The sequence below is a fragment of the Lederbergia citrea genome, from assembly GCF_018343525.1.
In the GTDB taxonomy this organism is placed as follows: domain Bacteria; phylum Bacillota; class Bacilli; order Bacillales; family Bacillaceae_C; genus Lederbergia; species Lederbergia citrea.
In genome coordinates, this window is the sequence record NZ_JAGYPH010000003.1 from 165,939 (window position 1) to 178,680 (window position 12,742).

Below are 12,742 nucleotides of genomic sequence, written 5' to 3' on the forward strand. Positions count from 1 at the left end.
ATTCACACTCATCTCCCTTTCGCTGCCTATTTCGATTTATACCACTCATTAACTTCCTTCGTAATATCGTCTCCACCCTGCTTTTTCCATTGGTCCACAAAAGTATCGAATTTGTTAATATCAGCCCCGTTTACGATTTCAATGAAAGTTTCAAGGAATAATTTATCCAAGTTCGCTTGTTTTGAGGTCATAGAGGTTGTCGGAGCGCCATAAAACTCGTTATTGATATAATCGAAAGAGTCATAAAGGCCTAGCGATCCGCCTTCTCCATATTCAAGGGCAATGCCCCAATCTTCGTCATTTCCGTCTTTATATGCTTGAATCCTATCGTATAGCTGTTTCTCCCCTGGATGGAGCTTCGAATCGTCTCCAGATTTAAACGCTTCCTCTATAGATTGTTGGAATACGATATTTTTCCCCCACGGCTGAAGATGTGCAGGTGCCATTTTCCATAATTCACTTGCTTCTGGATCGACTTGTGGATCTTCTCCCCAGTAATGCTCAGCCACAAGATTTACCATTTCAATATACTTTTCGGGATGAGCATATCCCTTTTTAAGAACGTAGTAGCTATTCGCCTGGACTGTTTCTTGCAAATGGAGAGCAGGCTTGTCATCAATGGACATAAACGGGAAGGCTTTCCATTCCGAGTCTGGGTCATTATCTTTGATAAGCTGTAATGGCCATTCTGGAGCCCACCATTTCCCAAAGTGAATGCCGAGCTTGCCGTTAATATAATCCTGACGAGATCTCTCTCCGTCGTCACTGACCGTCCATTCATTGTGAATAAGTCCTTTCTTCTTCAGGTCCTGAAGGCTTTGCAATGCGTCCTTCATTTCTGGTTGAATATTTCCATTCACTAGATTTCCGTCAGCATCTTTAATCCAGGCATTAGGATAAGCGTGGTAAGCTGAGAATAATCCGCTTAGACTGTACATGCCATAAGGTGAAGTGCCGGCTTCGAACCCGTAATTTTGTTTTGGATTCATATCTTTAAAAGCTTCTGCAATCGCAATGACATCTTGAAATGTTTTCGGTTCCGGTAAGTTTAGCTTTTTAAGCCAATCGGCTCTAATCCAAGTCATAGATCCATCTTCTGACGGTCTTTGCAAGTCGGGTATGAAATATAGTTTGCCATCTCTCTTTAATGGTTCTAGCGCCTCTGCCGGTAAAAGCTCCTTGACTAGAGGAGATGCATGTTGTTCAAAAACCTCCGTAAGATCCTCAGCGAGGCCCGCTTCAATAATTTGATCCATTTGGATAATATCCTCGCCCCGAACTGTAAATAAATCAGGCAAATCATTCGTTACAATAAGAGCATTCAATTTTTGCGTATATTCGTCACCGCTTTTCATTGCGAGGGTAACATCGAGCTTAACCCCAACTTCTTCTTCAACGAGTCTCGTCCATTTATTGTCCTTTGTTGATTGACCATCAGGGAAGTTAACGTCCGAGTCAACCCTCCCCACTGCGAACGTCATTTCAATTGGCGAATTGTCATTGCCATCTGATTTTTCACCTTTTGGCTTACCCGAAGAGGTTTCTGTCCCTTTATTCGAGCAACCGGTGATCAAAAGCAGAATGATTACGAGCGCAACTAGATTTTTGAACGTCTTTTTCATTCTCATCTACCTTTCCCTCCTATTAGATAATCCGATAGCTTTAGTAACCGCTTTCAATAATCATTAAAACTATTTCGATTTATACCATTCATTCACTTCTTTCGTAATCTCGTCACCGCCCTGCTTTTTCCATTGCTCTACGAAACTGTCAAACTTGTTAATGTCAGCTCCGTTGACAATGTCGATGAATGTTTCCAAGAACAGTTTATCGAGATTCGCTTGTTTCGTTGTCATTGATGATGTTGGAGCGCCGTAAAACTCATTGTTTATCCATAGATTATTTCGGGTAAATTCCCCATAGAGACCTAATGATCCATCAACCCCATATTCAAGGGCAACTCCCCAATTATCGTTATTGCCATCTTGATAGTCTTCAATTCTCTCATATAGTTGTAACTCAGTTGGACGTAATTTTGACGTGTCTTCTGATTTAAATGCATCCTCTATTGATTCCTGGAACACGATATTTTTACCCCAAAGTTGGACGTCCGCAGGAGCTATTTTCCATAATTCACTAGCAGGTGGATCCGCCACAGCTGTTTCACCCCAGTAGTGTTCGGCAACTAGATTGACCATATCGAAAAATGCTTCTGGATGTGGAAAGCCTTTTTTGAGAACGTAGAAGCTATTCACTTGGACAGTTTGTTGTAAGTGTAAAGCGGGCTTGTCATCAACGGACATAAAAGGATATGCCTTCCACTCTGAATCTGGGTCACTATCTTTGACGAGCTGCAAAGGCCACTCAGGCGCCCACCATTGTCCAAAATGGATTCCAACTTTTCCGTTAATCAAATCCTCTCTTGCCCTCTCGCCGTCATCACTGACTGTCCATTCTTGATGAATGAGACCTTTTTTCTTAAGATCTTGAAGGCTTTTTAAAGCATCCTTCATTTCTGGTTGAATCGTTCCATTTACTAGATTTCCATCCGCATCTTTTAACCATGCATTCGGGTAGGCGTGATAAGCAGAGAATAATCCGCTTAAACTATACATATTCCAGTCAGCGGTACCGGCTTCGAACCCGTAATTTTGGTCTGGATTCATCGCTTTAAATGCTTCTGCAATGGCGATTACATCTTGGAATGTTTTTGGTTCCGGTAAATTTAGCTTTTTCATCCAATCCGACCTAATCCACGTCATGAACCCTTCTTCAGCGGGATCTTGCAAGGCAGGCAGGAAATATAACTTACCATTCCGCTTCAATGGTTCTAGTGCCTCATCAGGCAAAAGCTGTTTTACTAATGGAGAAGCATATTTGTCGAATGCCTCGGTTAAATCTTCAGCGATGTCTGCTTCAACAATTTGATCAACTTGGTTTATTGCACCGCCATACACCGTAAATAAATCCGGCAAATCATTCGTCACAATCAGAGCATTTAATTTTTGATTATATTCATCCCCACTTTTCATTGCGAGGGTAACATCGAGTTTAATACCAAGTTCCTCTTCAACTTTCCTTGTCCACTGATTATCTTTCGTTGTTTGGCCGTCGGGGAAGTTTACATCTGAGTCCACTCTTCCTACTGCGAATGTCATCTCAATTGGTGGATCATATTTACCATTTACTTTTTCAGCTTGAGGTGTGTCTGAAGGTGATTTTTTCGAAGTAGCTGTTTTTTTATTTGTACATCCTGCGATCAAAATTGCAATGAGTATAATTACTAAAAGATTTTTACCCCTTTTCATCCCCATCCCCCTCTCATTCATCTTTCAAATCAAAATTACTCCAGGATCTACCACCCCATTTCGCTCATAGCAATTTATTTAAATCTGACTAGATCGTCTACCCGTACCGGCATACCAGTACGCAGTGACTTATTTCCGGCAATTCCCGTCATAATCGATAACGCTCCGTCAATATGAGAGGCCGCCCGGTTATATATATCATCCTCCGGCTCCGCAAAAATATCTCTGAGCAAAATCGGATCTCCACCTCCGTGACCACCTTCTTCTTGCTCAAAATCTACTTTGTACGGAGCATCAAACATCGGATATACGATGATGCTCGACTCTTGCAGCGCCCCTTCCAAGGAAACATCTCCACCGGAATTCACGTAGGACATTTCTACAATTTTGACTTCCATTCTCCCTTTCGTACCGTTAAATGCGATATTATAGCCTTCCCAAGGCAGAAAAGTATTAAGGGAATAGGTCATAATCGCCTTATTTTTGTACTTAACAAGCAAGCCCATCGTATCCTCAATGCTAATGCCGTCTCCAAAAACGCTTTGATCACGGAAATATCCATCTTCCTTCTCTGCGTCCAAATACATTGCTTTCATATATGGATTGCTAGCCATATCGAGTCCAAACGGATCGTTTTTTGCTATCTCGCTTCCATGTGATCGAGAATAAAATTGCTCGACACCCCGTTTTTCTGCATTTTCACGGCCGTAAAAGCTCAGATCCCCCATCGCAAAAACCGTATCCGGAGTCGTGCCGAGCCAAAAGTTGACAAGGTCAAAATGGTGGGTTGATTTATGGACCAATAGCCCTCCGCTGTTTCGTTTGTCGCGATGCCATCTTCTGAAATAATCCGCACCATGCTCGGTGTTCAATAACCATTCAAAATGGACCGAAATCACATCGCCGATTGCATCATTCATGATCAATTCTTTAATTTTCGTATTATGCGGCGCATAGCGATAATTGAACGTCACCCTTAGCTTTCGGCCTGTCCTCTCTACAGCGTCAAGGATAGCTTGACATTTCTCTTCATCGATCGTCATCGGTTTTTCCGTAATGACATCGCAGCCGAGTTCCATCGCTCGGATGATATAGTTGTGATGGGTGCGGTCAATAGACGTCACAATCACAACGTCCGGTTTTTCCTTCTCAATCATGACTTCAAATTCATTCGCTTTATATGTGTTCACTTTATGGTAATCGAGCCGCTCCTCCAGAACGGAATTCGCATAATCCATTCGAGTCTGATTTACATCGCAAAATCCAATGAGTTCAGAGGTTTCCTGAAAATCCCTCACGATTGCTTCATAGAAAAACCGCGCCCTGCCACCTACACCTACAACAACATACTTTTTTTTCATTGTCTGCACCTCATATAGAAGAATTGTGATTAGCCTTCACTGCCAAATCAAAAGCATCGGCGAACGATTCGAACATTTGCACTTCAGTTTTAAGCTTATTAATCGAGTCTTTTACCTCGGGAGAGCAATTAAATACCTTCAATATCCTTGGTTCCGCCAAATGGAAGCATGTTTCAAACCCGCCAATCGCCCGAAAATGCGGAACAAAGAAATGATTTACGTATTGTTCATCAGAGTCCAAATTAAAACCATTTAAATCAACCGATGCGGAATCTAACTTAGACAAAAATGGCAATGCAGCCGACGCCCATAGCCCCGCCTCATAAAGACCGACAACGTGAAGTTTGTCATACTGGCAATCTTGTAAAAAGCGATAAATATGAACGATATCCTGGACTCTCAAAACCGAGTCAGTATAGTTATAAGTGGTAAAATATTGATCGAGCGTGGCATTTCTGCCAGATTGGGAGTACGGTTTTAAGTACGCCCCGGTAAGAAATACATCCGCTGTTGCAACTTCATATCCCTTTTGCAGCCAGTCATTCACTATTTTTCTACTATCAGGATCCTCAACTAGACCTTGAGCTCCACTAGGATGAATGAATAAAACGGCTTCATTGCTATTCACGACTGATTTGTTTTTAAGAATAGATACAGGAATGTTTACATGCTCCGCCCCAGCTGTGATTACATATTGATCAATCGCGATTTGCTCAGTGTCCTTATGCTTCAACTGCTCACCGTAGTAAATATTTTCCGGTTTGATCGATTGAATCGAAGCATCAGTGGCATCCAAGCCCATGAGGCGTCTTAAAGCCTGATCATACATCTTCATCTGTTCACGTTGTCCCGTACTTCTCGCCGCTTCCAGCTTCTCTACTTTTTCCTGTTTTATGTTTGCGATAATTTCCTCATCGGTTTGAAATTCATTGGCTTCCAGCGAAGAAAAGATACGAAGTCTCTTTAGGTCGCCAAAGTCAATTTTCACTTCTTCCCATGGAGTGGATAATCCGTGAAAATGTAATCTAAACCAGTTATATACCGCTTCTCTCGTTGCTTTATTGTAATTATGCTCCGCCTTAATATAAAAATATTCCGTCTTTTCAGAGGCACCATATAGACTGTATATATGCTGGATGTAAGGGAACTCCAAGTTGGGAATGTTTTTCGTCCAATCGCCGGTATTTCCAGTGATCAACATCTGCCGGGGAGCGAACATCGCTGCTATTTCAACATTTGTCGTTCCATCCATCCGTAAATAAGGTGCGTTTTCACATTTACATCCGCCCTGCATATGGGAGGAAACCATACTGACTGGCGCGGAAACTTTTAACCGTTCATCTACCGCTCCTAGTAAAAAGGTTTGCGTTGCCCCACCTGAAGCGCCGGTACAGCCAATTTTGTCGGAATCAACATCCGGAAGCGACTGTAAAAAGTCGATGGAACGGATGCTATTCCATAGCTGCAAGCCGAGTAATCCTACACCCCAAAGCTCATGCTCTAATCCGCTAAACTCATGATCGAATTGCTTGCTGTCTAAGTGACCAACCATATCATAGGAAAAAGCGATAAATCCCATTTTGGCAAAATTAGCGCATCGAGTGGGAACCTCCGCCACTTCGCTCATTTCCAGTCTGCCGTTTTCCCAGTGACCGTGGGGATTCAATATGGCCGGGAATGGTCCCTCTCCATGTGTAGGACGGTACAAATTACCAGTTACATAAAAACCGGGATAGCTTTCAAACAACACTTTTTCTATAGTAAAACCATCGAATTCTTGCTTATCAAAAATCTTTGTTCTTAATTCACATTTATTAGGAAATGGCCATAGCCCTGCGCTGATCAATATCGCTTCCTTTAACTGTTTACATCTTGCTTGCCATTCATCAACCTTTGCATAACGAGGCAGTTCAAATGAGTAATTGTGGTGATAAACGTCGGATAGTCTACTATCCTGAACAATCGATCTCAGTTTGTTATCTAACTTCACGCCACTAAGCAAATCACGTTCCATTACGTTGACCTCCGCGTCATAGTTATTTTTACTGAAATAATCGGCTCGCAGAAGGAATTCTGCTATAGCTTGTGATCATTGGTAGATCGGCGGAAAATGGATAGATCAGTCGTTCTTCTTCCAACTCTTCGATTCTACTAATATCTCCATTTAAGTAATCATGAATCCTAGCCATCGACGTATCAATATTCGCTAGGAGCGCCCCGTAGCGCAGATCAAGAATTTCCCACCCAAGCGGCTTATTTGTCTTATACCAAATCTCCCTGTGATAAACCCGTAAATCTTCAACCTGAGCTTTAAGGCGGGGTAGAACATCTTGCGAAAGCCTCTCCAACCCTTCCCGGTCTTGCTGTTTATAGGCAGCGGTGATTTGGATCCCGAGTTCTGCTTTAACGGACAATACGGAGCATACTTTCTCAGATAAGATAAAAACAAAATCGAATTCGCCATTTCGCCCGACACTTTCCCTCATACGAGCAGCCGTTTCCTCATAATGGTTATTTAATTGTAAACCTTCGATATTTTTGTCAAACAGTCCCGCTAAAAGATTTTGATACATTAAGTATTTTGATGGATTGGACATGTTTGTGTTGTCTTTTGAAACGCCAGGTACTTCATCCAAATATTTGATGGACTGAAAATCGTCGAAATTTCCTCCTGTGCAAAACTTAAATCTTCTCTTTAGTTTTTCTTCATCCAGCTCACGTGCGTAACCATGTTCTGCGCTTAACTGCCAACCGAGTATGGTGGAAAATATATTGCTCTCTGTTCCATCATCACCCCAATGTGTCAGAAATACTTCTTTTACTTCCTTCTTTTTGCAAGCATTTAAGAGCGCATTGGATGCTCTAAAGGCGATGCCATAATTGGTACCAAAACCGTGGCAATTATACGTTCCTCCACTGACAACCGTATGGACGCCTAAAGATCGATGCTTATCAATTATTGCTTCATAGAAAGGCTCGTCTTCACGATTGTACTCCCAGAAATTCATCTGCATCCCTTTAGGTATGGCTTGCACAATCTCTTCTGGTATTTGCACATTCACATCGTAGTTATTGCCATAACCGGCAAGCTCCGGTGTACGGAAATACATGTCGCTGAACATCATTGGAATTAATCCGAGTTTTTCTGTTATTTTGATGACATGATTAATATGTTCAGTCATAATTTCAAACTTTGTTTTTAACCCGTTTCTCGGTAAATATTCACCAAGACCGAGCCGCCATGCTTCGTCCAAACCAATATGTATGCGCTTACTTCTAAACGGTGCACTAATGTCGGTAAGTAGGTTTTCAATTAATTCATACGTTTTCGGTTCACCAACGAGCAGTGTAGCTTCATCTTCTCTCACTGAATTAAATCGCGGCCATTTCATCACTTCCTGCATATGAGCCAAAGTTTGAATGCAAGGAATAACCTCGATGCCAAGTGCAAACGCATAGTCATCAACCGCTTTCAAATCTTCGTATGAATATTTCCCTCGCATATATCCGAAGAATGGCTCACTTCCTACTTCATAACTATCTTCCATATATAACATGAACCAGTTTAATCCCATGATTGACATGCGGGTGAGTATCTCCTTGATCGAATCCAAATTCATGACAGCATTTCCTTGGGATACATCGAAAAACAATCCGTTTCTATCAAATTGCGGTTCTTCAACAATCTCAAACTCTTCCTCTTCCTGACTCGCCTCTAAAAATAACCCTAAGGCTCGGAAAAAATGAATGTTTTCGGAGTAAATTATCTTTCCTTTAGATTCGGCTTTTAAAACTTTAATTTCACTATTTAGAACTTTACGCACTTCAATTGGAAAGCCATCCTGTGCGATACTGAAATTGAACTTACTAGCGAGAATATCCAATCCTTGCTCTACTTCCGATATATCACCGAATAAATGAATTTTCATGGTAACCCTCCATAACAATTGTTCGTATCTAAAAATTCGAAATTACGAATGCTTGTTTATAAACTATCATTATTTATATAGTTTATCAAGACTAAAAATGACGAATTATTAAAATATTTTAATAACGAATGTATTGGAGGGACGCAGACCAAAAAAACTGCCAATTTTTTTGGCAGCATGAACGTTCATATTGAAAATATTTTTTATTTATTCAAAGCCTCTTTATAGCCAATTTGTTCCGAAATTTGGCTGCACTCTTCCTTTAACACATTACCTATTTCTTGGAAATGAATGCTATGAAGGTCGTTGCGTACTCCTGTCACACTTAAGGCAGCGATTACTTTGCCATTGTCATTGAAAATGGGTGCACCGAGGCAGCGAACTCCTATTTCTCCTTCTTCATCTTCAACTGCATAACCCGTCTCACGAACATTAGCCAAAAATTGTTTGAACAATTCTGGTGATGTAATCGTATTTTCCGTGGCACGCACCATTGGATTATTCTCTAAAATTTCATCTACTGTTTCCTCATCTAAATAGGCAGCAAGCACCTTTCCAACCGCGGAGGAATGAATATGCATCGACTGTCCAACTTTTGTATCGAATTGAACAAATGTTGGCCCATTTACCTTTTCAATATAAACAGCACGCCCATTACTCAAAATCGCTAAATGAACAGTGAATCTTAATTTTTGGGCTAGCTTCTCCATATAAGGACGGGCAATCCTACGGATATCATATTTGGATTTTGTCTCTATGCCGATGTTGTATAATTTCATCGTTACTCGATACCTGCTATCGTCTACCTTTTCCACATATTCCATTGCTTCGAGCGTTGACATCATCATAAAAACGGAGGTTTTTGGGATGCCCAATTGTTCATGTATATCTGTAATTCTTAGAGGCTCTTCCGATTTAGACAACCATTCTAAAATCAATAACCCCTTCTCCAATGCCGGCACATTATAATCCTTTTTTTTCTTCATCTCGATTCACTGACCTCCACATCGCATAATCGCCAGGTATTCTGTATAACAAATCATTGTTCATAGTACTGAATTAACTATTAATATATCACCGCTTTCATAAGGAGTCAATGATAGAAATTATCCTGTAATAATAAAATACCGAATGAAAAAAAATTACCCCGGATCATTATGATGATCCGGTTGAAATTAGGACTTATAATGTGACTCCCGTCTTAAAAATAGCAAGCTCTCGAAAATTGTTTTTCTCATTATTAACCTGTTCTCCGCTTGCTACACGAATAATGTATTGTACAAAATCCTCCAATACTACGTCAGGTGATACGTCTTCTAGCAACCTTCCTGCATCAAAATCAATCCAGTGCCGTTTATTTTCAAATAACGCAGTATTTGTAGATATTTTCATCGTTGGAACAAAGGAACCGAAGGGCGTCCCCCTCCCTGTAGTGAAAAGAACCATATGACAGCCAGAAGCACCGAGCGCAGAAGAGGCAACTAAATCATTCCCAGGTGAACTTAATAAATTCAACCCTTTTTCTTTTATTATGCCGCCATATTTTAGTACATCAACAATGGTTGCCGAGCCTGCCTTCTGGGTACAGCCAAGCGATTTATCTTCAAGCGTTGTAATTCCTCCATCTTTATTGCCAGGTGACGGATTTTCATAGATCGGTTGTTTATAATCAATAAAATACTGTTTAAAATCATTAATCAAATGCACAATTTTATGAAAAATTTCTTCATTTTTCGCACGTTCCATCAATATTTTTTCTGCACCAAACATTTCTGGTACCTCTGTTAAAACAGTTGTCCCACCTTGTGCAATTAGAAAATCCGAAAATCTTCCGAGGAGCGGGTTCGCCGTTATACCGGAAAAACCATCAGATCCCCCACATTTTAATCCAATTTTCAACTCTGACAGGGAAATATCTTCCCGTTTATCATCTCTTGCTGCTGCGAATATTTCCTTCAAAGCTTGAACGCCGGCATCAATTTCATTTGATACTTCCTGAGAAACTAGGAACCTCGTCCGTTCTTGATTGTAATCACCAAGGGATGCTCTTAATTCTGGAAGTTCATTGTTCTCACAACCGAGCCCCATTACTAGAACGCCACCCGCATTGGGGTGTTTTACTGCGTTCCCAAGGATGATTTTTGTATTTTCATGATCATCGCCGAGTTGTGAACATCCGTATTGATGTTTTAGTACAACAATGTTTTCAAATGGCGCAATATCGCCTACTTCTGCTTTAAATTCCTGGATTATCATTTCTGCAATCCCATTAACACAGCCAACAGTCGGAACAATCCACAGTTCGTTCCTAATTCCGACATCGCCATTTTCACGGCGATAACCTTTAAAAGTTAATGGTCTTTTATCTATCTGTTTTCCGATTAAATTTTGCTGAAACTCGTATTCTTCTAAATCATCGAGATTCGTTTTCGTATTATGTGTATGAATATGGGCACCTTTTGGAATAAACTCAGTTGCATGACCGATTGGATATCCATATTTAATAATATTCTCACCGCTAGGAATATCACGTATCGCTATTTTATGTCCCTTGATTACATCATCAACAAGAATAATATCCAAATCTTGATCGCTTATTCGCTCACCTTTATTGAAATTTTTCAAGGCAACGATGACATTATCACGATGATCTATCGATATAAACTCTCTCATATGCTCTCCCTCCTTTACTACACTTTTTCTATTACTATATTTTTTAGTGCAGATTGCATTCCATTGCGCTCGATTTCAAGCAAATGCATCCAAACCGATTCAGTTAAACCTTGTATTTCGTTTAAATCCTGGTCCCACAATTTTTCATATGCTAATACGGATTTAACAATTTCTCGAAGCGCCTGATCCGATCCTTCATGGCTAGACCATATCTTCTTGAAAAATGCTAAAATAGTCTCCTCATCTGACAACTGAATGTCTTCATCTCCACGTTTCCCTCGATAAAACGCAATCCAAGCGCCCAGCGCAAATGCTATGCGCTCTGGGACTTTCTCGTACTTTTCAACATATGAAAGTAACACAGGCAAATTTCGGGCTTTAAATTTAGCCATTGCATTTAAAGAAATAGAAAGCAAGTAATGCTGTATAAATGGGTTGGAAAATCGACTCAAAACATCCTTCGTAAACGCCTTCATTTCTGCTTCCGGCAAGTCTGTTCCTGGTATCACTTCTTCCAATATTAGCTCTTCTACAAATCGCCTTGTTTCCGGATCTTCCATCGTTTCTCCAACTGTTTCTAAACCACATAAATATGCAATCGGTGTCATCGCTGTATGGGCCCCGTTCAAAATATATACTTTACTTTCGCGAAACGGTGCTAGATCTTCTACTATTTTTACATTTAAGCCGACCTCTTCGGCAGGAAACTCTTCCCTCAAAAAATCCGGCCCTTCAATCGCCCATAAATGGTACTGCTCACCCGTGACAATAAGTTCATCGCGATACCCTAGCTCAGCTTCAATTTCTTCCATCTGATCTTTTGGAAAGCCGGGAACAATTCGGTCAACAAGACTATTGCAAAAATAATTAGCTTCTTTAATCCAGTCGGCGAAGTTAGCTTCTAATCCCCAATCGTCAGCAAGCTGAAGAATAATCTCCTTTAACATATCCCCATTTCGATCAATCAGCTCACAAGGAATAATAATTAAACCTTTACTTTTATTCCCCTTAAAATACTGGAAGCGATGATATAAAAAGGCTGTCAATTTCCCAGGAAAGCTGTTTTGTGGGCGGTCATCCAAACAATCATCAGCGTCATACACAATGCCTGCTTCCGTCGTATTAGATACGACAAACCGTAAATCCGGACTTTTAGCAAGTTCTATGTATTCATTATATTGTTTGTGCAAATTTAGAGCGCGGCTTATTGAATGGATCACTTCATATTCTTTAACAGGTTGATCATCAACAATCCCTTGCAAACAAAGTGTATATAAACCGTTCTGGCGATTGATTTTATCCGCAGTTCCACTATTGGTCGATTGTACGGTGACGACACTGCCATTAAAATTGCTTTCTTTATTCATGCGATCAATCATCCACACTGTAAAGGCACGAAGGAAGTTGCCTGTACCAAATTGAAGCACTTTTTCTGGGTACACATGTTTTTGCATCATTAATTTTTTCATTT

At 40.6% G+C, this 12,742-nt stretch carries 8 protein-coding genes; all 8 read right to left on the minus strand.

Annotated elements, in window-relative coordinates; genetic code table 11:
* Positions 1-26: 26 nt before the first annotated feature.
* The 8 genes from KHA88_RS15400 to KHA88_RS15435 all read right to left on the minus strand — a co-directional run bounded on the left by KHA88_RS15400 (position 27) and on the right by KHA88_RS15435 (position 12,740).
* On the minus strand, positions 27-1,628 hold the full coding sequence (locus KHA88_RS15400; RefSeq protein WP_213108232.1) for an extracellular solute-binding protein: 1,602 nt from the start codon (positions 1,626-1,628) through the stop codon (positions 27-29).
* Positions 1,629-1,691: 63 nt separating this feature from the next.
* Complete coding sequence (locus KHA88_RS15405) at positions 1,692-3,308, minus strand: extracellular solute-binding protein (RefSeq protein WP_213122409.1); 1,617 nt, start codon at positions 3,306-3,308, stop codon at positions 1,692-1,694.
* A gap of 74 nt (positions 3,309-3,382) precedes the next feature.
* Positions 3,383-4,669: a Gfo/Idh/MocA family protein gene (locus tag KHA88_RS15410; protein WP_213122410.1), complete on the minus strand. Its 1,287-nt coding sequence runs from the start codon at positions 4,667-4,669 to the stop codon at positions 3,383-3,385.
* Positions 4,670-4,679: 10 nt separating this feature from the next.
* The gene (locus tag KHA88_RS15415) at positions 4,680-6,683 is read right to left on the minus strand and encodes an alpha/beta hydrolase family protein (protein ID WP_213122411.1); all 2,004 of its coding nucleotides are present in this window, start codon (positions 6,681-6,683) and stop codon (positions 4,680-4,682) included.
* Positions 6,684-6,711: 28 nt separating this feature from the next.
* Positions 6,712-8,598 carry a beta-N-acetylhexosaminidase gene (locus tag KHA88_RS15420; protein ID WP_213122412.1) on the minus strand — a complete coding sequence of 629 codons (1,887 nt, stop codon included), beginning with the start codon at positions 8,596-8,598 and terminating at the stop codon, positions 6,712-6,714.
* A gap of 203 nt (positions 8,599-8,801) precedes the next feature.
* Positions 8,802-9,584 (minus strand): IclR family transcriptional regulator, encoded by a 783-nt coding sequence (locus KHA88_RS15425; protein WP_213099262.1) that lies wholly within the window; start codon positions 9,582-9,584, stop codon positions 8,802-8,804.
* A gap of 196 nt (positions 9,585-9,780) precedes the next feature.
* Complete coding sequence (locus tag KHA88_RS15430) at positions 9,781-11,271, minus strand: UxaA family hydrolase (protein ID WP_213122413.1); 1,491 nt, start codon at positions 11,269-11,271, stop codon at positions 9,781-9,783.
* A gap of 17 nt (positions 11,272-11,288) precedes the next feature.
* Positions 11,289-12,740, minus strand: coding sequence for a tagaturonate reductase (locus tag KHA88_RS15435; RefSeq protein WP_213122414.1), 1,452 nt, complete (start codon positions 12,738-12,740; stop codon positions 11,289-11,291).
* Between the last annotated feature and the right edge of the window lie 2 nt (positions 12,741-12,742).